Consider the following 23,624-nt stretch of genomic DNA (forward strand, 5'->3'; position numbering starts at 1 on the left):
TTTATTCTAATACTCTTAAGGGTTTACCCGCAACACATGCCTCTAAACCTTCAATCATTTGTGTATAAAATACACTATAATTTTCTGCAGTTACATAACCAACATGAGGCATTAATAATGCATTTGGTAAAAATCTTAATTTATTACCTTCTGGTAAAGGTTCTTTTTCATAAACATCAAGTCCTGCGCCAGCAATAACATTGGTTGATAGTGCGATAATTAAATCATCTTCATTAATAATTGATCCTCTTGATGTGTTAATTAAAAAAGCAGTTTTCTTCATCATATCAAGCTCTTTTAATTTTATTAATTCTTTATATCTTTCTCCACCTTGAACATGGATAGATAGAAAATCAGAATTTTGAAGTAAATCTTCTTTACTGCATGGAAGAACATCTAATTCTTTACAGGTATCCAAGTTTAAATTTTCACTCCAAGCCATAACTTCCATGCCAAAAGCTTTTCCAATTTTTGCAACTTGTGAACCAACTCTTCCAAGTCCAACTAACCCCAAAATCTTTCCTTTAAGCTCAAACCCAATAGTGGTTTGCCAGTAACCTTGGTACATGTTGTCAATTTCTTCTTTAAAATTTCTAGCTAACCCTAAGATTAAACCCCAGGTTAATTCTGTTGTGCCTGCAAAATCAATGTCAGTACCACATACTACAATTCTTCTTTTTTTAGCAGTAGCTAAGTCTATTGCTTTATTTCTTGAACCACTGGTAATGATATATTTAAGGTCATTTAAATTATCGATTAAATTTTTAGTAATAGGAGTTCGCTCTCTCATTATCAATAATGCTTCAAAGTCTGATAATTGCTCTATGGCATCTGCTTCATCTTCAAAGGGTTCACTGAATATTTTAAATTCATATTTGCCAGATAATTTTTTTAAATCAACAAATTCGTGAGACACGTTTTGGTAATCATCTAAGATAGCAACTTTAAGCATTTTTAATCTTTCTGTTTGATAAAAGAATTCCTGTTAAAATAAATATTGCGCCCAACATATGATAAAACATAAATTTTTCATTAAAAATAATCATTGCCATAATTGCACTTAAAATAGGCATCATATGTAAAAAAACACCTGCTCTGTTAGCACCAATTAAAGCAACTCCCTTTATCCAAAAAATAAAAGAAGCAAGACCTGGAAATAGAACTACATAAAATAAAATCATGTAAAAGTTTTGATTTAAAACAATTCTAAAGCCCATTTGATACTCTATAAAGTAAATTGGTATTAAAAAAATAAAGCCAAATGAAATTACTACTTCTAGTAAACCTAGTTGAGATAGTTCGTGTTTTTTTTTCTTTAAAAGAGCTGAATAAGTAGCCCAAGAAAGCATTCCAAAAACCATCGTGATGTCACCCTTGTTAAAGTCTAAATTCATTAATATTCCAAGATTTGCTTTGGTTATAATTAAAACAACTCCAATAAAAGAACATGTAACGCCCATTATTTGAAAAGTATTAGTTTTTTCAATTTTTAAAATTGAAGAAATGAAAATGATCATCACTGGTATTGTTGATATCATCAACACTCCACTGATAACTTGCGTAAAGTTTAAAGAATAATAGACAATTGAATTAAAGATGGTGACACTCGTTATTCCAAGAATTGTGTAATATTTATAATTTTCTAAAATATAACTTCTTTTGTTAAATAGTTCTTGAATTGTAAATGGAGCTAAGATCAACCAAGCAAAAAGCCATCTATAAAAATTTAATGAAAATGGAGGTACTTGATATTGACTAGCAAATTTTCCAACTAAAAAATTTCCTGACCAAAATAAAGCTGCTAAAAATAAAAAAATATAAGCAACATTATTTTTATTTATCACTTAGCTAAACCTAAGAGAGCTATATGGCTTTAAATCTAAGTTTGTATTTTCTTCAGCAATCATTCCAGAGATTATTTTCCCTGAAATAGGTCCTAATGTCCATCCTAAATGATGATGACCAAAGCAATAAAAAACATTTTTATATTTTTTTGAAGGTCCTATTACAGGCAAGTAGTCTGGTAATGTAGGTCTAAAACCAAGCCACTCATCTTCATGTTCGGGTAAATCACCCATCATGTATTTTGCATTATTAATTAAATTTTTAACTCTTGATTTTGATAATGGGTTGTCTAATCCACCAAATTCAACCGTACCTACAACTCTAAGTCCCTGTTCCATGGGTGTAATACCAAATCCTCTATTTTGGAAAATTACGGGTCTACTTAAAAGATGATCGCAATTTTTAAAATGCACATGATACCCTCTTTCAGTATCTAGAGGTATTTTTTCATCTAAATTATCTGTTAATTTTTTTGAAAATGAACCACAGGCAATAACAATTTTATCAAATAGAAAACTTTGTGTTTCAGATTTTATAACTGGCTTTTCATCATTAAAATTTATGTCTTTAATATTCATTTTTAAAAACTTACCCCCCTTTTTCAAAAAAAGATCATAAAGTTTTAAAAGAATTTTTTTAGGGTTTCTCGCATGTCTGCCATATTGGTAATAAACACCTCCATGATAGATAGGTTTTATATTGGGTTCTAAGTCATGAATTTCTTTTGGAGTAATTACTTGTTGATCAACCCCCAGTTCATTTCTAACTTTAATCTCTAATTCTCTGCTTTTTAAACTTTGATCGTTCCAAATATATAAAATACCTTTTTTCTCAACTAATCCTCCAAGCTCTACTTCATCAAATAATTCATCATAAGCAGGTAATGCTAAATCTAAAATTTGATGCATGTTTTTAGCGGTATGCATCATTCTTTTTGTAGTACAGTTTCTTACAAATTGTAAAAACCAAGGCATCATTTTTGGAACATAGTTCCATTTTAAAGCAAGTGGACCTGTAGAACTTAAAAGCATTGCAGGGACATCAGTTAATACATCAGGTCTATTTATAGGAACAGATGCATATGGAGAAAAGTGACCTGCATTACCGTAGGATGCAGCAGGACTTCCCGGTTCATCTCTATCAAAAATTGTTACACTAAAACCTTTTTTTTGTAAAAATAAAGCATTCGAAATACCTTGTATACCAGCACCAACAATTCCAATTTTTAAATTTTTTTCCATGACACTTTATATAATTCTTAAAATTAAATATTCTCGCGACAAATTAGACAAGTAAAACATTAAAATACTTACGCTATTAGCTGTTTATGATTAATTTTAGCACTCATAACAATTGCAAATCCGATCATGGTTGCAAGCATTGAAGACCCTCCATATGACATAATTGGCAGGGGAGATCCAACGATAGGCAGTAAACCTAAAACCATTGACATATTTACTGTTACATAAAAAAATATTGCAGACCCATAGCCGTAGCAAAAAAGTTTAGCGAAATAACTCCTCGAGATTGCACCAATTCTTAATACTCTATAAATAATGATTATATAAATTAACAATAAAATTAGGGAACCTAAAAAACCATGTTCCTCAGCAAATAAAGTGAAAATGAAATCTGTATGTTTTTCCGGTAAAAATTCTAAATAACTTTGAGTGCCTTTTAAAAAACCTTTGCCAGTTAAACCTCCTGATCCAACTGCTATTTTAGATTGAATAATTTGGTAACCTGCACCTAGAGGATCCCTATCTGGATTAAGAAAAGTCAAAATTCTAAGCTTTTGATAAGGCTGTAAAAAAGCAATAGCAAAAGGCATTGAAATTAATAAAGCTATAAAAGAATAAACAAAATATTTAATATTAATTCCTGCAAGCCAAATGACAACTAATCCACTTAAAGCAATTAAAATTGCAGTTCCCAAATCAGGTTGAGTAATAACAAGCATGATTGGTAAAATTAAAATTACCAAAGCAACAAACATAACTTGAAAACTATTAACTTTATTCAATTGTATACGGTGATAATATTTAGCAAGGCATACTATTATTGCAATTTTCATTAATTCAGATGGCTGTAAATTAATAAAATATAAATTGATCCATCTTTGTGATCCTGAAGCTTTAATGCCATACAAGGAAGCCCAGACTAGAAAAAATAAAACTACAATATATAAAAAGTAAGCAAAGTAATGCCAAAATTTAATATTAAAAAATGACATAAAAATCATCATTGTGAAAAAAATTAAAAATTTTGAAATATGACTTTTGCTATGAAATAAGATTTGCCCCCCATCGGTTGAGTACATGGACAAAGCACTAATTAACCCAAGCAATAAAATACAAATTAACAAAATGTAATCAAAATTTCTTAATTTTTGAAAAAAAGTGGGTTGTGTATTAAATGAATTGTATTGCATTTATATTTTTAAATCATTTTGTTTAGTTTGTTTCTCTCTTAGCTCATGTCTATCTATAATTAATTTAAACAGTTTTTTTGCAATCGGTGCAGCAGCTGAACTACCTGATCCACCATGCTCTATAACAATACTTAATGCGTATCTTGGATTCTTATATGGACCAAACGCTATATATAAAGCGTGATCCCTCTCATTATATGGAATTTCAGAGGTACTTAAATCAAGTTCTCTTGCAGCTTCAGTTATTCTTTTAACCTGTGATGTTCCTGTCTTTCCAGCAAATTGGTATTTGGGATCTTCGATACGTGAATTATAAGAAGTCCCTCTGACCTCATTTGTAGATGCAAACATCGCTTCACGAACTAAGTTTATATTTTTAGAATTTTTAAATAAGGTTTCATGTTCCTTTTTATCTAAAAACCCTAAAAGTTCTTCTGTTGTATCTTTTAATCCACTGTCTTTTTTATTTAATTGTTTTTTGTTTTCATTCATTATGAATCTAATTTCTTCTGCAGTTTTACTATCCTCTTCTACTATTATTTTTGGATAAATCTTAAATCCTCCATTTGCAAGCTGAGCTGTCATTTGACATAATTGTAGAGGTGTTGTTTGAGTATAGCCTTGTCCAATACCTGTGATTAATGTTTCACCTATAACCCAACCTTTTCCTAAATTATTTTTTTTCCATTTGGTGTCAGGAATTAACCCTTTTTTCTCAATACTAAATGTTTCATTTAAAACTTTTTCACCAAGGCCAAATTTTATAGATGTTTCTTTTAATCGATCTACACCAAGTTTTCTCGCAATCTCATAAAAATATGTATCACAAGACTGCTTCATTGCGCTCTTTAAATCTACAATGCCATGTCCTCTTTTTTTCCAGCAATGATAAGTTTGTCCATACATTTCAATTTTTCCTGTACAGTTAACTTTGAAATTTTCATCAATAATTTTATTTTCTAGTGCTGATAAAGCTACCATTGGTTTGAATGTTGAGCCTGGTGAATACAAACCAGATAAAGTTTTATTAACTAATGGTTTTAATGGATTGTTTCTAATTAACTGCCAGTCATCTTGATTAATTCCAAAAAGAAATAAATTAGGGTCAAATGATGGTGATGACTGCATAGCAATTATATCACCCGTATAAATATCCATTATACTTATTGAGCCAGCTACACCTTTTAAAAGCTCATTACAAAACTTTTGAATTTCTGTATCTACAGTGAGTTTAATTGTTTTGCCATTTAATCCATCGGTATGATCAAGTTGGCTAATTCTTTTTCCATAGGCATTAACTTCATACCTTTGGATACCATTCGTACCAATTAATTCATCTTCAAAAGTTTTTTCTAAACCATTTTTTCCCACTTTGAGACCTGGTACATGTGTACTTCTTATAATTTCATTATTTAGAATATCTTTTTCACTCGCTTCACTAACATAGCCCAAGACATGTGTATAACTTTCACTAAAGGGATAGTTTCGTGATACAGATAGAACTGGTTTGGCTCCTACTAAATCGTGCAAGTAATAATTAACTTTTGTAAACTGCTCCCATGTTAAATTTTTAGAAATGATTATAGTTTCCCAAGGTTTTTGTTTATTTTTTTGGTCTATTATTTTTTTAAAATCATTATTACTAATATTTAAAATTTCTTTTAACCTTACCATCAAATATTTAAAATCTTCTACTTCTTCAGGAATAACATGAAGTTGATATACTTTTAAATTACCAGCAATAATATTTTCAAAATAATCTAAAAACTCACCTCTAATTGGAGGTAATTTCCATTCACGTAATCTATTTTTGTCAGATAGAGTTAAATATTTTTTATTCTCTGTAATTTGTAATGAAAATAATCGAGTAATTATTCCAGTAAATACAATAATCTTAGCAGCACTAATAATAAACATTCTTCTATTAATGGTTTGAACTTTTTTTACACCAAAATCTTCACCCAGCATTATTATTTCTCACTACATAATTTTCAAAAAAATTAAATAAATTTGAAAATAAAAAATAAAACAAAAAAGTGAATACCATATTTATTATTTGGTCAAAATAATTTAACTCATAATTAAAAATAAATTTTAAAGATAAAAACAATAATGAATTTATAATTAAAATTGTTAAAAGAAAAAATATACCATCTTTTAGTAAACTTGGTCTTAAAGTGATATTTCTAAGATAGGATGCTGCTACACAAAGTATTAGATACATTAAGCTGCTTAATCCAATTGGAGTTCCTATCACAACATCGTTAAACAAACCTGCAATAAAAATATAAGTATATCCTAAACTTTCAGTTTTTTTTAGACTGTAGTAAAAAATTAAAATATATGAAAAATTAAATGAAAAATATTTTAAACCTGAATAATTAAAATCATAATCATTTAAAACAGATACAAAAAGTAAAATTACGGGTACTTTTAATAATATTATTCTAATAAAATTTTTATTTCTTAACCCTGTCATTTGTTCTCACTTTTTTTAAATGAAACAACTTTTACAAATTTTAATTGAGAAAAATCTGAAAAAAAATCTACTTTTTTTTCATCACTCAAGTTATTAATATTCATTCTTCCTATAGGTATTCCAGCCTTGAATAAGCTGCCTGCTCCAGAAGTGTAAATAACAGACTCATTTTTGATATCCTCATATTTTTTGCTATACTGAATTACCCCATAATCTTTACCCGTCCCTGAAAGTATAGAAATTACTGTGTTCGGTTCTACTATGACTGGAATTTTACTATTCAAATCTGAAAGTAATAATACCCTAGATGATGAATAGTTAACCTCAACAATTTTTCCAACAAGATATTCACCATCTATTACAACCATTCCAAGGTTTACTTTATGTTTACTGCCTTTGTTAATGATGATTGATCTTAAGTAAGGACTACTTTTATCACTTAAAACTTTAGCAATTATAGTGTCTGATTTAACCAAATGATCATCAACAATATTTTTTAATCTTTGGTTTTCTGAAATTATAAATTCATTTAATAAATCTTTGGCTTTTAAAATCTCTAGTTCAGACTTAATTTTTTCATTTTCCTTATAAAGTTTTTTATGATTTTGGATTGTAAGATAACTATCTTTTAATAAATTTTCTGGCACAGAAACTATAAAAGACGATCTATAAACTACTTCCTTAATGCCTATTTTTACATAGTTTATAATTTTAAAATTAAAACTGCCCAAAATTAAAAAAAATATAGAAAAAAATATTAAACTTAATAATGAGAATCTTTGCTGTGTTCCTTTTTTTAAAAAAGCAGATCTTAATGCAATTACAAAATCATCTCTGCTTGTTTCCATTATTTCTAATACTCAGATAACATAGTAGAGAATGTTTCTTCTTGATCTAGCGCTTTTCCTGTCCCAATTGCAACACATGCTAAAGGATCATCTGCTATAAAAACTGGCAATCCAGTTTCTTTTGAGAATCTTTTATCAATATTTTTTAATAAAGCTCCACCGCCTGTTAACGTTAAACCCATATCTACTAAATCAGCTGACAATTCAGGAGGGGTATTTTCCAGAGCATCTTTTATCCCATTTACCATTTCTTTTAAAATATCATTTAAAGCTTCCGCTGTATCTTCTTCAGTAATATTTACTTCTTTAGGTGTTCCTGATCTTAAATCTCTACCTTTAACAGCATAAGTATTGCTGTTCGATGGTATAGCAGTACCAATTTCTTTTTTTATTTTTTCAGCAGTACTATCTCCAATCATTAAATTATATTCTTTTCTCATATAATTAACTAATGCTGTATCCATTGCATCTCCCGCAACTCTTAAAGATCTAGAATAAACAAGACCACCTAGTGACATAACGGCTATCTCCGTAGTACCTCCACCTATATCAACAACCATTGATCCTGTTGCTTCTGAGATTGGAAGACCTGCACCAATTGCTGCAGCAATAGGTTCTTCAATTAACTGAACTCTTCTGGCCCCCGCCGCTAACGCACTATCTTGAATGGCTTTTCTTTCAACAGGTGTTGACCCTGTTGGAACGCAAATTAAAATTCTTGGGTTTGCAAAAGTTTTATTTTTGTGAACTTTTTTTATAAAATGTTTAATCATTTCCTCTGTAACTATAAAGTCTGCAATCACTCCGTCTCTCAAAGGTCTAATAGCACTAATGTTACCAGGTGTTCTTCCAAGCATCGTCTTTGCTTCATCACCTACAGCTAACACAGTTTTTTTTCCATTATTATCAGCAATGGCTACTACAGAGGGTTCATTTAAAACTACTCCTTGCCCTTTTAAAACAACAAGTGTGTTGGCAGTTCCAAGATCAATCGCCATATCTTGACTCCAAATACTACTTAAATTTTTAAACCAATTAGCCATCTTAGTTATATACCTTTCACTTTTTGAGTTTCATGCTCCATTGGAGCAGTTTTTTTTCTTTTAATAATCATTTTATTTAAAGCACTTAAATAAGCATTAGCTGACGCTACTAATGTGTCAGTATCAGCAGCTTGTCCAACTGTAGTTTTGCCTTCTTCTTCAATTCTAACACTTACTGTAGCTTGAGCGTCTGTTCCCTCAGTAACTGCGTGTACTTGATAAAGTTGTAATTTAACGTCGTGTGGATATAAAACTTTTATACATTTAAAAATAGCATCTACAGGACCATCACCTGTTTCTGATGTTGATTTTACTTCTCCATAAACGTCAAGTGTCATTTCTGCTTTTTGAGGCTCACCTGTTCCTGCAAAAACTTTTAAAGACTTTAAATTTATTGCATTAATTTTATTGTCTGAAATTAAACTATCATCAACTAAGGCCATAATATCATCATCATAAACATGTTTTTTCTTGTCAGCTAAAACTTTAAATTTACCAAAAGCAGATTGGATTACGTCATCAGTTACATCTGCATAACCAAGATCATTTAACTTTTCTTTAAAAGCATGTCGCCCCGAATGTTTACCCATTACTAGTGAAGTTTTCTTAACCCCCACACTCTCTGGTGTCATAATTTCATAAGTTTCTCTATTTTTAAGCATTCCATCTTGATGAATACCTGCTTCATGAGCAAAAGCATTTTTTCCAACAATTGCCTTATTAAATTGAACTGGAAACGTTGCATTAGAGACAACTTTTGAAGCTTTACTTAATAATTCAGTTTTAATTCCTGTTGTAAAAGGCATTAAATCATTTCTTGTTCTTATCGCCATTACAATTTCTTCAAGTGCAGCATTACCTGCTCTTTCTCCAATACCATTAATTGTACATTCAACTTGTCTTGCACCAGCCTGAACTCCAGCCAAAGAATTTGCAACAGCTAATCCTAAATCGTTATGACAGTGAACAGATAAAATAGCTTTATCTATATTTGGAACTTTGTTTTTTAAAGTTGTGATAATTTTAGTAAATTCTGATGGAATTGTATAACCAACAGTGTCAGGAATATTTATTGTTTTGGCTCCACTGCTGATTGCTGTCTCAACTATCTTACACATAAAATCCATGTCTGTTCTAGTTCCATCTTCACAAGACCACTCAACATCATCTGTTAAATTTCTTGCATAAGTTACACTTTCTTTTATTGCATCCAAAACTTGTTCTGGAGTTTTATTTAATTTGTGTTTCATGTGTAATGGACTTGTGGAAATAAAAGTATGAATTCTAAATCTTGGGGAAGCTTTTAATGCTTCATGACATGCATCTATATCCTTTTTGCTAGCTCTTGATAATCCACATGGAATAGAATTTTTTAGAATTTTACTTATTGCAGTTACAGCCTCAAAGTCACCAGGGGATGCAATTGGAAAACCAGCTTCAATTACATCTATGCCTAATTCATCAAAAATTCTAGCAATTTGAATTTTTTCTTCAATACTCATTGATGCACCAGGTGACTGCTCACCATCTCGCATCGTAGTATCAAATATAATAACTTTATCTTTATTGCTCATAATCAATAATTTTAGAAAATCTATAATACAATCTATAATAGAGATTGCAAAATAAATGTTATATTTTGTTTATAATTTATGATCGATTTAGGTTTTTAGTAAAAATTAACTCTTATCACTATCTATTAATTTTTTCTTACCAATCCAAGGCATCATGGCTCTAAGTTCTGCACCAACTTTTTCAATTGGATGATCCGCAAGATCTTTTCTCATTTTTAAAAAGTTCTTTTGGCCACCTTCACACTCTTTCATCCAGTCTTTTGTGAACTTACCAGATTGAATATCAGCTAGAACTTCCTTCATTCTTTTCTTGCTCTCACTATCAACAACCTTTTTACCAGATACATACTCTCCATACTCTGCTGTATTGGAAATTGAGTAATTCATATTAGCAATTCCTCCTTCGTAAATTAAGTCTACTATCAACTTTACTTCATGTAGACATTCAAAGTATGCCATTTCTGGTTCATAGCCAGCTTCAGTTAGGGTTTCAAAGCCATTTTTAATAAGCTCAACTAATCCACCACATAAAACTGATTGTTCACCAAATAAATCTGTTTCACACTCATCTTTAAAGGTAGTTTCAATAATACCAGATTTCCCCCCACCTATTGCTGAGGCATATGATAATGCGAGGTCTCTTGCTTTACCTGTTCCATCTTGATGAACTGCAAATAAACATGGGACTCCACCACCTCTTTCAAACTCACTTCTAACCAAGTGACCCGGTCCTTTTGGAGCAACCATAAATACATCTAAATCTTTTCTAGCATCAATCAGCTTGTAATGAATATTTAATCCATGAGCGAAAGCTAAACTTGTTCCTTGTTTGATTCTTTGCTCAATATGATTTTTATAAATTGAAGCTTGCAATTCATCAGGTGTTAAGATCATTGCAACTTCTGCCCATTCAGCAGCATCTGACATATTCATAACTCTTAATCCTTTTGACTCAGCTTTTGCTTTACTTGCTGACCCATCTCTAAGCGCTACAACAACTTCTTTGGCTCCACTATCTTTTAAATTTAGTGCATGTGCATGACCTTGGCTTCCATAACCAAAAATTGCTATTTTTTTACTTTTAATTAAATCTACATCTGCATCTTTTTCATAAAACATTTTCATTTTTTTTCTCCTATTGGTAATTAATTTAAAATTTCTGCACCTCTGGTCATTGCTACCGCTCCCGTTCTTGAGGCACTGACAAGACCAAGTGGTTTTAAATTCTTTATCATACTATCTATTTCTCTTCTTAAAGCTGTTATTTGAATTACAGCAGATTTATTTGTCTGATCTAATATAACTGGATTATACTTTTTACAAGCATTTAAAGCTTTCTTAATTTTGATAGAATTTGCAACAATTTTTAATAGTGCCATTTCTTTAAATATCACTTTTTTATCTTCTCTTTTAAAATTAACAACATTATGCACTGGAACTAATTTTTTAAGCTGCAATACAATTTGTTCTATAACTTGTGGTGTCCCTGTTGTGACAATAGTAATTCTAGAAAGATTTTTTTTATGGTCAATTTCAGCAACTGCTAAAGATTCAATATTATATCCTCTACCTGAAAATAGCCCTACCACTCTTGATAAAACACTTGCTTCGTTATCAACCCATACAACAATAATGTGTGTATCAATTTTTCCAGATTTACTCGGTGTGCTATATGCGGATTTAGATTTTACCATTTAAACTAACGCTTTTCCTTTTCCTGTAATTTTATTTGCATCCTGATCCTTTGGACCTAAAAGCATTTGGTTGTGAGGTTTTCCAGATGGGATCATTGGAAAACAATTCTCTCCTTGATCTACAAGACAGTCAAAAATAACAGGTCTATCTGTGTTAATCATTTCTTCAATTTTTTCATCCAATTCACTTGGATCTTTTGCTCTAATACCAACACATCCATAAGCTTCTGCTAATTTAACAAAATCTGGTAGAGCTTTTGAATAACTTTCAGAATAATTTTTTTCGTGTAGTAGCTCCTGCCACTGTCTAACCATTCCCATATATTGGTTATTTAAAATAAATATCTTTATTGGCAAATTATACTGAACTGCTGTTGATATCTCCTGCATATTCATAAGAATTGAGGCTTCACCTGCTATATCTACCACTAGTTTTTTTGGATGAGCTACCTGAACACCAATAGCTGCTGGTAATCCATAACCCATAGTTCCAAGACCCCCAGATGTCATCCATCTATTAGGTTTATCAAATTTATAATGCTGTGCTGCCCACATTTGATGCTGTCCGACTTCAGTTGTAATATAAGTGTCACTGTTTTTTGTTAATTCGTACAATCGTTGAACTGCATACTGAGGTTTAATAATTGTATCGCTGTTCACAAAACTTAAAGATTGTTTAGTCCGCCATTTTTCAATTTGTAACCACCAGTTTGAAATTTTTTGTTTATTAGATTTTTCTAGATTTAATTTTTTCTTTTTTAATGTCTTGGTCGTTGAACTGATTACATCCGATACATCACCAACTATTGATAAATCAACTTTAACTATCTTATTGATTGAGGATGGATCTATATCAATGTGAACCTTTTTTGATTTCGGAGAGAATTCATCTATTTTTCCTGTGATCCTATCATCAAACCTTGCACCAATATTAATTAATAAGTCACAGTCATGCATTGCATTATTAGCTTCATAAGTTCCGTGCATTCCAAGCATTCCTAAAAATTGATTATCATTTCCAGGATAAGCACCTAGGCCTTGTAAAGTTGAGGTTATAGGAAACCCTGTTAAAGAAACTAGTTCTCTTAACAATTCGCTTGCTTTGGGTCCTGAGTTAATTACTCCACCGCCAGTATAAAATATTGGTTTTTTAGACTTACTCATTAAATTAATAAGTTGATCTATGTCTTTTTGATTAAATCTATTTAAATTTTTAGTAACAACTTTTTTATCTTTATTTGGTTTTGAATATTTTGTTTTTGCAAATTGAATATCTTTTGGAATATCAACTAATACTGGTCCTGGTCTTCCTGTTGTTGCAACCTCAAAGGCTTCATGCATAATTCTTGGTAAATCATTTATATCTTTAACTAACCAGTTATGTTTTGTGCAAGGTCTTGTAATTCCTGTAGTATCACATTCTTGAAAAGCATCTGTTCCAATTAAGTGTGTGGGTACTTGTCCTGAAATACAAACTAGAGGAACTGAGTCCATATACGCGTCGGTTAATGCAGTTACAACGTTTGTTGCACCTGGTCCTGAAGTAACCAATACAACACCTGGTTTTCCAGTTGATCTTGCATAACCTTCTGCAGCATGACCTGCTCCTTGTTCATGCCTAACTAAAATATGTTTTATAGTTGGATGATTTTTTAGTTCATCATAGATAGGAAGAACTGCTCCACCTGGATATCCAAAAATATGTTCAACTTTTTGGTCTTCAAGACACTTGAATACTATCTCTGCTCCTGAATATAATTTTGGCATCCAGGCAATCTATCGGACTTTATGTTAATTGGTCAAGTTTAAGAGAAGATTTTTTTAATTTTTTTATATAACCATCTAATTTGATTGGATCAATTTTAATCCACGATGTCATCCTAGTTCTTGCCCAAGTCGCTTGTCTTTTAGCGTATTGTCTTGTTTTAATTGATATTAACTCTTCTGCTTCATCCAAGGTAATTTCATCATTTAGATACTGTGTCAATTCGGCAATCCCAATTACCTTGTTTACACTCTGATCTTTTTTAATTTTTAGATTAAGAAATTTTTTAACTTCAGAAATGGCTCCACTATTTACCATGCTAGAAGTTCTTAAATTAATTCTTTCAACAAGTTTTTCTCTTTTTGTTTCAATATAGAGTTTTAAAAAATCACTATCTTTAAATTCAGATTTAGTCTTAGCTAACCAATCATACATAGATATATTTGTATAAGATTTAATCTCATAAGCTCTTATGGATCTTTGAGTATCATTTGGATCAAATTTGTCTTTAATTTTAGGATCAAGTTTTAAAAGTTTTTTATAAAATTTTTTTTGTCCTTCTTTTTTAGACATTAGTCTAACTTTGTTTCTAAACTTAAGAGGTATCTCTGGAATTTTAACTAGTCCATTGATTAATGATTGAAAATATAGACCTGTTCCACCAACTAAAATTGCAATTTTTTTCTTTTTTTGAATATTTTTAATTTTTTTAATTGTGAGTTCTAACCATTGTCCAGTTGAAAATTTTTCATTTAAATCAACAAATCCATATAGATGATGTTTAATATTTTTTTGTTCTTGCTTGTTGGGTCTTGCAGTTAATATTTTTAATTTTTTGTAAACCTGCATGCTGTCAGCATTGATGATTTCTCCTTCAATTTTTTTTGCAATCTTAACAGCAAAATTTGATTTACCTGATGCAGTCGGTCCTGAAATTAAGATAATTTTGGACTGTTTGTCCATTATTAATCTAGCTTAACACCAATATATCTTCTTTGGTTTTGATTATTGTAAATTACAATCAAAATAGTTTTTTGATTAGATTTTAAAACAGTGCCTACAATATCTTCAAGATCTTTAGTAGATTTTATTTTTTTCTTTTGAGCTTCAACAATAACATCTCCAACATTTAAGTAATCTATTGGGCTATTTTTTCCAATATTTGTTATAACTAAACCTGTTGTTTGATTGGGTAATTTTCTTTGCTCAATATCTTCATCATTCAATGGTCTTACAATTATTTTTAAAGATTTAATTTCAGAAATTTCAGGTGTTTCTTCTTTAGTTTCTTTTTTTTCTACTTTAAAATCCTCTGAAGTTTCAAGTCTTCCTAGTTTAATTTTTTTTGTAATCTCTCTTTTATTTCTCCAGATTTTAACATCTACAGTTTTACCAACTTCTGTTTGTGCAACAATTATTGGTAATTCTTTCATCTCTTTAATCTTAGTGTTATTAAACTCTAATATAATGTCTCCTGCTTTAATTCCTGCTTTGTCAGATGGGCTATTTTCTGCAACACTAGCAACTAATGCTCCTCTAGGTTCATCTAATTTTTCAACTTCAGCAATTTCTTCAGAAACTACCTGAATTCTAACACCCAGCCATCCTCTTTTAGTTTCACCAAATTCTATCAATTGATTTACAACTCTTTTTGCATCGTTCGATGGTATCGAAAAACCTATCCCAATAGAGCCTCCTTTACCCAAAATTGCTGTGTTAATTCCAATTACATCACCATTCATATCAAATAAAGGTCCGCCTGAGTTTCCTGAGTTTATTGATGCATCAGTTTGAATGTAATCTTCATAACGAGACAGACCAATTGATCTATTTCTTGCTGATATTATTCCTGCAGTAACCGTTCCTCCTAAGCCAAAGGGATTACCGATTGCAATAACCCAATCACCAATTCTTGCTTGATCAGAATTTCCAAATTTAACTGGTATAAATTTTTCTTTTGAATCTATTTGAAGGACTGCAATATCAGATAAGGGATCAGCACCAACAACCGTCGCTTTATATTCTTTATCACCATCAACTCGAACTAAAATATCTTCTGCATTTTGAATAACATGATTGTTAGTGATTACAATTCCACTCTCTTCTATTATAAATCCTGAACCAAGTGCAGCAGACTTCCTTGTTTGAGGTGTTCCAAATTCTTTAAACATATCTTCAAAAGGTGATCCTGGGGGAAACTGAAAACCAGGAAATGGATTTGAATTTGTAGTAACTGTTGTTGTTGTAGAAATATTTACAACAGAGGGCATTAATTTTTCTGCCAGATCCGCAAATGAAGCTGGTGCGTCTTTTGCTAATACTTGTGATGCAAAACTTATTGCAAAAAATATAATAAATAATTTTTTAATTCTGTTCATTTTAACTTTTTATATACCAAATAATTATAAAACCTATAACTGCAAAAATTAACCCACCACTTCTTAATTGTGAATCTTTTATCATCTCCATTTTTTTTAACATACTTTTCATTTTTGATGGAAATAAGGCATATAAAATTCCTTCTATAAAAAGAAAAAGTCCAAAAGCTATAATTAGCTCTTTCATTATTTTAGATTAATTTTTAGGTTTTATGTTACCAAAAAATTTAAAGAATTCACTGTCAGGTGATAAAATTAAAGATGTCTGTCCACCAATTAAAGCAGTTTCATAGGCTTGCATCGCTCTGTAGAAAGCAAAAAATTCTGCATCTCTTCCAAAGGCTTCTGCAAAGATTTTATTTCTTTCACCATCTCCTTGACCCTTCATGATTTCAGATTCTTTATTAGCATTTGCTAAAATTACAGAAACATCTTTGTCTGCAGTTGAAGTAATTGTAACCGCCATCTCAGCACCTCTTGCTCTAAATTCTTTTGCTTCTCTTTCCCTTTCAGTTTGCATTCTTCTATAAATTGCATCACTGTTTGCTTGTGGAAGGTCCGCTCTTTTAATTCTTACATCTACTATTTTAATTCCAAAACTTTCAGCTTCAGTATTTACACCTTCTTGTATTAAAGCCATTTGTTTAGTTCTATCTTTTGAAAGTAAAGTTTGTAATTCTTGCTGACCGAGTACATTTCTCAGTCTTGAGTTAATAATCGTTGCTAGTCTTGATCTTGCAACTCTTTCATTGCCAACTGAAATATAAAATTTTAAAGGATCTACAATTCTAAATCTTGCAAATGCATCAACAATTAAACGCTTTTGATCTGATGCAATAACTTCTTCTGGTGGTGTATCTAAATTTAAAATTCTTGTATCTAGAAAAACTACGTTTTGAATAAAAGGAATTTTAAAATTTAAACCTGGTTTTGTAATAATTCTTTTAGGATCACCAAATTGGAGAACAATCGCTTGGTTTGTCTCTTTAACTATAAACATAGATAGAAACGCTAATGCTCCTACTGCAATAATTATTGGTAATAAAATTTTTTGTACTTTCATTAGTTACTTGCCTTTTTTTTACCTAGCTCTGGTAATGGTAAATACGGCACCACACCTGAACCTGCATTTTTTTCTATAATTACTTTATCAATATCAGCCAAAACTTTTTCCATAGTCTCTAGGTACATTCTTTCTTGAGTAACTTCTTTTGCTTTCGCATACTCTTCATAGATAGATACGAATCTGCTAGCTTCACCTTCTGCTTGAGCAACCACTTGTTGTTTATAAGCTTCAGCTGCTTGCATAATTTTTGCAGCTTCTCCTCTAGCTCTTGGGATCACATCGTTTGCATAAGCTTCAGCTTCATTTTTTGATCTTTCCATATCCGCTCTTGCAGCTTGCACGTCTCTAAAAGAATCAATTACCTGATTAGGTGGGTCTGCTTTTTGCGTTTGTACTTGAGTTACTTGAATACCACTATTGTATTCATCTAATATCTTTTGAATAATTTCTTGTGTTTCAATTTCAATTTTAGCTCTTCCTTCAGTTAAAATTGATTGAATATTACTTTTAGCAACAACTTCTCTCATTGCAGTTTCTGCAGCAGCTTTCACTGTACTTTCTGGGTCTTGGACCTCAAATAAGAATTTTCCTGCATCTTTAATTATCCAGAATACTGAAAAATCGATATTAACAATATTTTCATCCCCTGTTAACATTAAACTTTCTTGAGGGATGTCTGCCACTCCTCCACCTTGTGAAAAGCCACTTTCTCTTTCAGATCTAAAACCAATATCCATTCTATTAACTTTTGTAACTTTTGGTGTTTCAACAGCCTCTACTGGAAAAGGAATATGATAATTTAATCCTGGTTGTGTAGTTTTAATAAACTTACCAAATCTAAGAACAACACCTTGCTCATCTGGAAGTACTCTATATAGGCCACTTGCTAACCATACGAAGGCTAAAATAATTAGAACTAATATAATTGGTTTTCCTCCTGATGAGCTTCCACCAGGTAAAAATTTATTTATTTTACTTTGAATATCTCTAATGATTGCATCTATATCAGGTGGTGTAGGTCCTTTTCCCGAACCATTTCCTCCTCCTGGAGGTGTTCCCCATGGGCTTCCGCCTCTACCTTGAAAATCATCTGACATATGACAAAGTATATAATGTCTTTCTCACAAAAAACAAGTAATGATAAAAATATGACAGATAAAAAGCCAGAACTAAGTGACGCAATGAAAAAAAAACTGGAACCTAGAAAGTTCACAAAGAACCCAATTTTAGGAACAAAATTTACAATAGCTGTTTCAAGTGCAAAAGGAGGAGTTGGAAAATCAACTTTTGCAACCAACCTTGCTTTAGCATTAAAACAAATTGGCTGCAAAGTTGGTTTACTTGACGCTGATATTTATGGTCCATCAATTCCAAAGATGTTTGATATTAATGAAAAACCAAAAAGTGATGGTCAAACCTTAACTCCAATTACAAAATATGACATTCAATGTATGTCCATTGGTTTTCTTGCAGATCAACAAACTCCAATGATTTGGCGTGGACCTATGGTTACTAGTGCAATTAAAACATTTACACAAAAAGTTGGTTGGAAAGATTTAGATTTTATCATTGTTGATATGCCTCCAGGAACTGGAGATACCCAATTAACTTTTTCTCAAGAAATTAAGATGGATGGAGCAATCATTGTCTCAACTCCTCAAGAAGTAGCTCTTCTTGATGTTAAAAGAGGGATTAAAATGTTTGACAAGCTTGGAGTTAAGATTTTAGGTTTAGTTGATAACATGAGCTATTTCACTGGTGATGATGGTAAAAAATATAAAATATTTGGTGAAGGTGGGGTTAAGCGAACTGCGGAAGAATTTGAAAAAGAGTTTTTAGGAGAAATTCCAATAAATCCTGAGGTTGGAAAATGTGGAGATGAAGGAAAGCCAATTGTTGAAGCTAATCCTGAACACGAAATTTCTAAAATATATTTAGACTTTGCTAGAAAAATTAAATCAACTTATCTTTAAGATCAAAAGAAACCATAAGTTCATTCCATTCTCTTTTGGATAAGCCTGAACTATCTGGATTAACATCCTCACCTTTAATAAGTTTTTGAATGATAATTTTTCCTTTAGCTGAAACTTCTGTGCCCCCTACTCTATAATCCATGAACGCATCATAAGTTATAGGTACCCATTTCTTAACAGTATCTAACATGATGTCAGCATAAACTCTTATTTCATACTGAGCATGACTATCAGCTCTTAATCTTAAAAAATTCATTAAGTTTAATAAATCAGTTTTCCAATACCACTGGGTATAAGTGTTTAAAGTTAAATTCATTCTTGCAAGTTCTCTTGCTAACCCTTTTTTATTTTCATCAATCGTTGATCCATCAAATCTTTGATTGAGCATCATCTCATAGTTGTCATAAGTTTGTTCAGCATCATTTTTTAAAAGTTCTAAAACTTCTTTTGCTTGTTCACCTTCAATAACATCACCTCTACCTTGTCTGTTGCTTGAAGATTGAGCTGCTAAATTTTCTGCAGATGGCAAATAAAATTCTTTATCTAAAATTGAATACCTAGCTGAGTACTCATTAACATTTGCTGTTCTATGTCTTATCCATTGACGAGCAATAAAAATTGGAAGCTTCACATGATATTTGATTTCACACATTTCAAATGGAGTGCTGTGCCAATGTCTCATTAAATATTTAATTAAACCTGCATCTGTTGAAACTTGTTTGGTTCCTTTTCCATACGAAACTCTAGCTGACTGAACAATTGAAGTGTCATCTCCCATGTAATCAATAACTCTTACAAAACCATGGTCTAATGCTGGCATTGCCTCATACAGAATATTTTCAAGCGCTGGGGCAGTAACCCTTTTCGTTTGATTTTGCTGACCTTGTTGATCTTTGATCTCTTGTGATTGTTCTTTAGTTAATTTCATGATTTTTATTGAATCTCTCTCAAATGCTTTTATAGTAATAGTGTTGGCTTGCCAACTACGACGATAAACGAATTTCGTAATAACCATTACGGACGTGGGGGCAGTACCCACCACCTCCACCATTTACAACTTACGGGGGTGAAATAGGATCGACGGGTGACTAAAGGCTATTCTTTCGTTCGGGATTGTTCCACCGTAACGGGCTAAACTTTAAATGCTGACGAAAGTTACGCACTTGCTGCATAATTAACTTAGGTTAATTATAGAAGCACGGTCTGGGGCACCGGGTAACAGAACGCCCCTACTAATTTATAAATTTAGTTAGATCAGGTTTAAAATATTTAGGGCCCTTCATAACTTTTCCAGATTCGTTATAAATTGGTTTACCATCTTCACCTAATTTGCTCATATTTGAGTTTTGCACTTCTGCAAAACACTTATCAAGATCAATGCCAAACGCATGTCCAGCCCCATAAGTTACATACAATATGTCTGTTAAAGCATCTGCAACTTCTAAAAGATCTTTATTTTCCATTGCTTCTTTAAGCTCTTCTAATTCCTCTTTTATTAAATCATATCTAAGACTATTGATCTTATCAGTGCTAAAAGATGGCTTAGTTTTGACTTCTTGACCAAAGGTTTCCATAAAAGTTTTTACTTTGTTAAAATTTGACATTTAGCTCCTGTAAGTTTTTAAAAATTAATATATAAGTATATTAAATTACTAATTATATATTAATCAATGAAATTAAGAAAAGAGTTTGACAGTATTGGAAACATCAATGTACCTAGTGATAAATATTGGGGTGCATCAACTCAAAGGTCTAATAAGTTTTTTAATATTGGAAAAATTTTAGTTAATATTTCTATAATAAAATCTATTGCGATCATTAAAAGATCTGCTGCTTTAGTGCATTATAAAGAAAAGCAAATAAATAAAAAAATTACTAATTCAATAATTAAAGCTTCAGATGAAGTTATTAAAGGAAAACTAGATGAAAATTTTCCTTTAAAGGTTTGGCAAACAGGATCTGGCACACAAACTAATATGAATGTTAATGAAGTAATTGCAAACCGAGCAATTGAAATATTGGGTGGAAAAAAAGGTTCAAAAAAACCAGTTCATCCAAATGATCATGTAAATAAATCTCAATCAACAAATGATGTTTTTCCAACAGCTATGCATATATCTGTTGCTCAGGAGACTATATCAAAACTATTACCTAGTTTAAAAATTTTAGAAAAAGAGTTAGCAAAAAAATCTAAAGAATTTAAAAATATTATTAAAATTGGCAGAACCCATTTACAAGATGCAACACCATTATCACTTGGGCAAGAATTTTCAGGCTACCAGGTACAGCTAAAAAAATGCATTGAAAGAGTAGAGCTTTCACTTAAAGAAATATATTTTTTAGCGCAAGGCGGGACGGCTGTTGGGACAGGTATAAACTCTAAAAAAGGTTTTGATAAAAAAATTGTTAAAGAGATTGCTAAATATACAAAAATCCCCTTTAAACCAGCTCCAAATAAATTTGCAGAACTTGCAGCTCACGACTCTATTGTAAATTTTTCAGGTACACTAAATACTTGTGCTGTTGCATTAATGAAAATATCAAATGATGTGAGATTTTTAGGTTCAGGGCCACGTGCTGGATATGGTGAATTAATATTGCCAGAAAATGAACCTGGTTCATCTATTATGCCAGGAAAAGTTAACCCTACTCAATGTGAGGCAGTAACAATGGTTTGTGCCAAAGTAATAGGCAATCATACTGGAATTACAATTGCTGGATCGCACGGGCATTTTGAATTGAATGTATTTAAGCCAATGATTGCTCATAATGTACTTCAATCGATAGATCTTATTGCTGATAGTACTAAAAATTTTGCAATTTATTGTGTTAAAGGAATAAAAGCTAACAAGAAAAGAATTAAAGAGCATCTGGATAATTCTTTAATGCTAGTAACAGCACTAGCTCCACATATCGGATATGATAATGCAGCAAAAATTGCAAAGGTAGCTTTAAAAAATGGGACAACACTAAAACATGAGACTCTTAAAACAGGTCTTGTTGATGAGAAAGATTATGAAAAAATAGTAGATCCTAAAAAAATGATCTACCCCTCATAAAGACCTATTAGTTCGTTTAATAATCTTCTACTTTTAGTCAAATTATTAGAACTATTATCATTAAAACCCTCAGCTATATTATAGAATTGATCACTCACCTTGTTGTCATCTATCTTAATATTTTTAAAAGTAATTTCATTACCCAGAAAATCATAAATTATATTTAGCTTGATGTTTTTAATATCTTTTCTTAATCTTTTATTGGTGCTTAAAAAAGAATACAATCTATCAGGATCTTTAATATCTATTGATAAATTAGCTGATAAAATTAATTTATCGTTTTCTAAAAATAAATCACTATTAGAAACTTCTATTAAACCAATATTATTGTTGATAAATATTGATTTATCAAAACTTATTTTGCCATTTAAAATTTTTAACTTCAGTTTAGCTTCATTAAAGATTTTATCTTTTTTTGTAGACTTAATATTTACTAAAGTGTGTACACTAATATTTTCATTAAATAATAAACCTGATTTAATAAATTCGTTGATTATAGAGTTTGGTGTAAATAAATTAGAAATTTTATAATTATATAAATCAATCTTTAGATTTAGATCGAATGGATTTATTGCAAGTTGTCCATTATAGTTTATTTTAGAGTTAAGAGTTTTAGAGCCATCTGATTGAAATATTACTATTTGATCCTTAATACTGTATTTCGTATTGATAGATGAATTTAGTATAGAAATATTATTCATTCCACTGTTTAAATCTTCATCTTTTTTAAAAAATTTGTCTATAATTTTAAGTTTAATATCGGAAGCCTTTATCTTAATATTTTTTTGTGAATTTATTGTATTTTGATAATTTAATTCAAAAGGTATATTAAAAATTTCTCCTTTTAAATCAAAAAGATTAAATAAATTTTTTTCATCAAAAAATAAAAATGCATTGGAGATTTTTATAATTGAAATTACTTCGTTTAAATTGTTCTTAAAAAAAACATTACTATCATTAATTTTAATTTTTTTTTTAGAAAATTTATTTTCACTGTCTTTATAAAGTGGTTTTAAATCATTACTTAATAAAGAAAAATTTGCCTCTTCAATAAATACTTCGTTTATTCTAATACTATCCTTATTGAAAAAATTATTTTGACTAATTAAAACATTTAATGTTTTAATCTCTGCTAAAGAAGTTTTGCTGTCTCTAATTAAATAATGAGGTTTTGGTAAAATGCGATATGAGATATCAAAAGAGTTAGTTAAATTTATATTAAATTCAGAGCTTAATTTACTAACAATCTTATTTTGTATCCAATTTTTGTCATATAAAAGGGGTATTGATAAATAAAAAATGTAAATAAATAATACAACTATTGCAGATATTAAATATTTACTAAATTTGCTGACATGAAACTTATTATTTGTTTTTTTTTTAAGTTTGAATATTGTCTTTTTAATTAAGTTATTAAAATTTTTAACAATTTGTTTCATAAATTACATTGAAAGTTTAACAACTTATAA

22 protein-coding genes and 1 other RNA gene are annotated in these 23,624 nt (G+C 30.5%); 3 read left to right on the forward strand and 20 right to left on the reverse strand.

From position 1 onward, the window contains the following. Position 1: 1 nt before the first annotated feature. From AC5SML_RS05025 to hflK, 17 genes are all read right to left on the reverse strand, one after another. Positions 2–952, reverse strand: coding sequence for a D-2-hydroxyacid dehydrogenase family protein (locus AC5SML_RS05025; RefSeq protein ID WP_494616952.1), 951 nt, complete (start codon positions 950–952; stop codon positions 2–4). Next, on the reverse strand, positions 945–1,844 hold the full coding sequence (locus AC5SML_RS05030; RefSeq protein WP_006997917.1) for a DMT family transporter: 900 nt from the start codon (positions 1,842–1,844) through the stop codon (positions 945–947). The genes AC5SML_RS05025 and AC5SML_RS05030 overlap by 8 nt, the downstream gene beginning before the upstream one ends. After that, on the reverse strand, positions 1,845–3,086 hold the full coding sequence (locus tag AC5SML_RS05035; RefSeq protein ID WP_020169652.1) for an NAD(P)/FAD-dependent oxidoreductase: 1,242 nt from the start codon (positions 3,084–3,086) through the stop codon (positions 1,845–1,847). Positions 3,087–3,154: 68 nt separating this feature from the next. Further along, positions 3,155–4,276 (reverse strand): rod shape-determining protein RodA, encoded by a 1,122-nt coding sequence (gene rodA, locus AC5SML_RS05040; protein ID WP_494616953.1) that lies wholly within the window; start codon positions 4,274–4,276, stop codon positions 3,155–3,157. Continuing rightward, positions 4,277–6,244 (reverse strand): penicillin-binding protein 2, encoded by a 1,968-nt coding sequence (mrdA, locus tag AC5SML_RS05045; RefSeq protein ID WP_494616955.1) that lies wholly within the window; start codon positions 6,242–6,244, stop codon positions 4,277–4,279. Beyond that, positions 6,234–6,755 (reverse strand): hypothetical protein, encoded by a 522-nt coding sequence (locus AC5SML_RS05050; RefSeq protein ID WP_011282344.1) that lies wholly within the window; start codon positions 6,753–6,755, stop codon positions 6,234–6,236. The genes mrdA and AC5SML_RS05050 overlap by 11 nt, the downstream gene beginning before the upstream one ends. Next, positions 6,752–7,603: a rod shape-determining protein MreC gene (gene mreC / locus AC5SML_RS05055; RefSeq protein ID WP_041185801.1), complete on the reverse strand. Its 852-nt coding sequence runs from the start codon at positions 7,601–7,603 to the stop codon at positions 6,752–6,754. The genes AC5SML_RS05050 and mreC overlap by 4 nt, the downstream gene beginning before the upstream one ends. Positions 7,604–7,608: 5 nt before the next feature. Beyond that, entirely contained in the window at positions 7,609–8,646 is a 1,038-nt protein-coding gene (locus AC5SML_RS05060; protein WP_271479628.1) for a rod shape-determining protein, read from the reverse strand. 5 nt (positions 8,647–8,651) lie between these two features. Continuing rightward, positions 8,652–10,220, reverse strand: a complete 1,569-nt coding sequence (locus AC5SML_RS05065; RefSeq protein WP_494616956.1) for a 2-isopropylmalate synthase — start codon at positions 10,218–10,220, stop codon at positions 8,652–8,654. Positions 10,221–10,325: 105 nt separating this feature from the next. Continuing rightward, the gene (ilvC, locus tag AC5SML_RS05070; RefSeq protein ID WP_006997909.1) at positions 10,326–11,345 is read right to left on the reverse strand and encodes a ketol-acid reductoisomerase; all 1,020 of its coding nucleotides are present in this window, start codon (positions 11,343–11,345) and stop codon (positions 10,326–10,328) included. A gap of 20 nt (positions 11,346–11,365) precedes the next feature. Further along, positions 11,366–11,914 carry an acetolactate synthase small subunit gene (gene ilvN / locus AC5SML_RS05075; RefSeq protein ID WP_006997908.1) on the reverse strand — a complete coding sequence of 183 codons (549 nt, stop codon included), beginning with the start codon at positions 11,912–11,914 and terminating at the stop codon, positions 11,366–11,368. Further along, positions 11,915–13,681, reverse strand: a complete 1,767-nt coding sequence (locus AC5SML_RS05080) for an acetolactate synthase 3 large subunit (RefSeq protein ID WP_494616957.1) — start codon at positions 13,679–13,681, stop codon at positions 11,915–11,917. A gap of 19 nt (positions 13,682–13,700) precedes the next feature. Then, complete coding sequence (gene miaA / locus AC5SML_RS05085; RefSeq protein WP_494616958.1) at positions 13,701–14,642, reverse strand: tRNA (adenosine(37)-N6)-dimethylallyltransferase MiaA; 942 nt, start codon at positions 14,640–14,642, stop codon at positions 13,701–13,703. A 2-nt stretch (positions 14,643–14,644) separates the two neighbouring features. Further along, on the reverse strand, positions 14,645–16,057 hold the full coding sequence (locus tag AC5SML_RS05090; RefSeq protein WP_494616959.1) for a Do family serine endopeptidase: 1,413 nt from the start codon (positions 16,055–16,057) through the stop codon (positions 14,645–14,647). 1 nt (position 16,058) lies between these two features. After that, positions 16,059–16,244, reverse strand: a complete 186-nt coding sequence (locus AC5SML_RS05095; protein ID WP_006997904.1) for a DUF2065 domain-containing protein — start codon at positions 16,242–16,244, stop codon at positions 16,059–16,061. 9 nt (positions 16,245–16,253) lie between these two features. Beyond that, complete coding sequence (hflC, locus tag AC5SML_RS05100; RefSeq protein ID WP_011281403.1) at positions 16,254–17,120, reverse strand: protease modulator HflC; 867 nt, start codon at positions 17,118–17,120, stop codon at positions 16,254–16,256. Further along, a complete protein-coding gene (gene hflK, locus AC5SML_RS05105) occupies positions 17,120–18,220 on the reverse strand; it encodes an FtsH protease activity modulator HflK (RefSeq protein ID WP_006997902.1) in 1,101 nt (366 codons plus the stop codon). The genes hflC and hflK overlap by 1 nt, the downstream gene beginning before the upstream one ends. On the opposite strand from hflK, the gene AC5SML_RS05110 reads away from it, so the two are divergent. Then, on the forward strand, positions 18,221–19,096 hold the full coding sequence (locus AC5SML_RS05110; protein ID WP_006997901.1) for an Mrp/NBP35 family ATP-binding protein: 876 nt from the start codon (positions 18,221–18,223) through the stop codon (positions 19,094–19,096). Here the strand turns inward: AC5SML_RS05110 and thyX are convergent. Then, on the reverse strand, positions 19,077–20,024 hold the full coding sequence (gene thyX / locus AC5SML_RS05115) for an FAD-dependent thymidylate synthase (protein WP_006997900.1): 948 nt from the start codon (positions 20,022–20,024) through the stop codon (positions 19,077–19,079). The two genes, AC5SML_RS05110 and thyX, sit on opposite strands and share 20 nt — an antisense overlap. A 4-nt stretch (positions 20,025–20,028) precedes the next feature. On the opposite strand from thyX, the gene ssrA reads away from it, so the two are divergent. Further along, positions 20,029–20,330, forward strand: a transfer-messenger RNA (tmRNA) gene (ssrA, locus tag AC5SML_RS05120). On the opposite strand, the gene AC5SML_RS05125 is transcribed toward ssrA, so the two are convergent. Then, complete coding sequence (locus AC5SML_RS05125) at positions 20,329–20,700, reverse strand: pyrophosphohydrolase domain-containing protein (RefSeq protein WP_494616960.1); 372 nt, start codon at positions 20,698–20,700, stop codon at positions 20,329–20,331. The two genes, ssrA and AC5SML_RS05125, sit on opposite strands and share 2 nt — an antisense overlap. Positions 20,701–20,766: 66 nt before the next feature. On the opposite strand from AC5SML_RS05125, the gene fumC reads away from it, so the two are divergent. Then, on the forward strand, positions 20,767–22,155 hold the full coding sequence (fumC, locus tag AC5SML_RS05130) for a class II fumarate hydratase (protein WP_494616961.1): 1,389 nt from the start codon (positions 20,767–20,769) through the stop codon (positions 22,153–22,155). Here the strand turns inward: fumC and AC5SML_RS05135 are convergent. Next, entirely contained in the window at positions 22,143–23,594 is a 1,452-nt protein-coding gene (locus tag AC5SML_RS05135; RefSeq protein WP_494616962.1) for a hypothetical protein, read from the reverse strand. The two genes, fumC and AC5SML_RS05135, sit on opposite strands and share 13 nt — an antisense overlap. Positions 23,595–23,624 lie beyond the last annotated feature (30 nt).

Source organism: Candidatus Pelagibacter sp. PS_17 (assembly GCF_059417945.1).

Bases quoted from the DNA above. Each gene is read 5' to 3' on its own strand.
- rodA (WP_494616953.1), bottom strand. From the start codon at position 4,276: ATGCAATACAATTCATTTAATACACAACCCACTTTTTTTCAAAAATTA.
- AC5SML_RS05110 (WP_006997901.1), top strand. From the start codon at position 18,221: ATGACAAAGTATATAATGTCTTTCTCACAAAAAACAAGTAATGATAAA.
- AC5SML_RS05090 (WP_494616959.1), bottom strand. From the start codon at position 16,057: ATGAACAGAATTAAAAAATTATTTATTATATTTTTTGCAATAAGTTTT.
- ilvC (WP_006997909.1), bottom strand. From the start codon at position 11,345: ATGAAAATGTTTTATGAAAAAGATGCAGATGTAGATTTAATTAAAAGT.
- AC5SML_RS05025 (WP_494616952.1), bottom strand. From the start codon at position 952: ATGCTTAAAGTTGCTATCTTAGATGATTACCAAAACGTGTCTCACGAA.
- AC5SML_RS05135 (WP_494616962.1), bottom strand. From the start codon at position 23,594: ATGAAACAAATTGTTAAAAATTTTAATAACTTAATTAAAAAGACAATA.
- fumC (WP_494616961.1), top strand. From the start codon at position 20,767: ATGAAATTAAGAAAAGAGTTTGACAGTATTGGAAACATCAATGTACCT.
- AC5SML_RS05065 (WP_494616956.1), bottom strand. From the start codon at position 10,220: ATGAGCAATAAAGATAAAGTTATTATATTTGATACTACGATGCGAGAT.
- ilvN (WP_006997908.1), bottom strand. From the start codon at position 11,914: ATGGTAAAATCTAAATCCGCATATAGCACACCGAGTAAATCTGGAAAA.
- hflC (WP_011281403.1), bottom strand. From the start codon at position 17,120: ATGAAAGTACAAAAAATTTTATTACCAATAATTATTGCAGTAGGAGCA.
- AC5SML_RS05080 (WP_494616957.1), bottom strand. From the start codon at position 13,681: ATGCCAAAATTATATTCAGGAGCAGAGATAGTATTCAAGTGTCTTGAA.
- AC5SML_RS05060 (WP_271479628.1), bottom strand. From the start codon at position 8,646: ATGGCTAATTGGTTTAAAAATTTAAGTAGTATTTGGAGTCAAGATATG.
- mrdA (WP_494616955.1), bottom strand. From the start codon at position 6,244: ATGCTGGGTGAAGATTTTGGTGTAAAAAAAGTTCAAACCATTAATAGA.
- miaA (WP_494616958.1), bottom strand. From the start codon at position 14,642: ATGGACAAACAGTCCAAAATTATCTTAATTTCAGGACCGACTGCATCA.
- hflK (WP_006997902.1), bottom strand. From the start codon at position 18,220: ATGTCAGATGATTTTCAAGGTAGAGGCGGAAGCCCATGGGGAACACCT.
- thyX (WP_006997900.1), bottom strand. From the start codon at position 20,024: ATGAAATTAACTAAAGAACAATCACAAGAGATCAAAGATCAACAAGGT.
- AC5SML_RS05035 (WP_020169652.1), bottom strand. From the start codon at position 3,086: ATGGAAAAAAATTTAAAAATTGGAATTGTTGGTGCTGGTATACAAGGT.
- AC5SML_RS05050 (WP_011282344.1), bottom strand. From the start codon at position 6,755: ATGACAGGGTTAAGAAATAAAAATTTTATTAGAATAATATTATTAAAA.
- AC5SML_RS05125 (WP_494616960.1), bottom strand. From the start codon at position 20,700: ATGTCAAATTTTAACAAAGTAAAAACTTTTATGGAAACCTTTGGTCAA.
- AC5SML_RS05095 (WP_006997904.1), bottom strand. From the start codon at position 16,244: ATGAAAGAGCTAATTATAGCTTTTGGACTTTTTCTTTTTATAGAAGGA.
- mreC (WP_041185801.1), bottom strand. From the start codon at position 7,603: ATGGAAACAAGCAGAGATGATTTTGTAATTGCATTAAGATCTGCTTTT.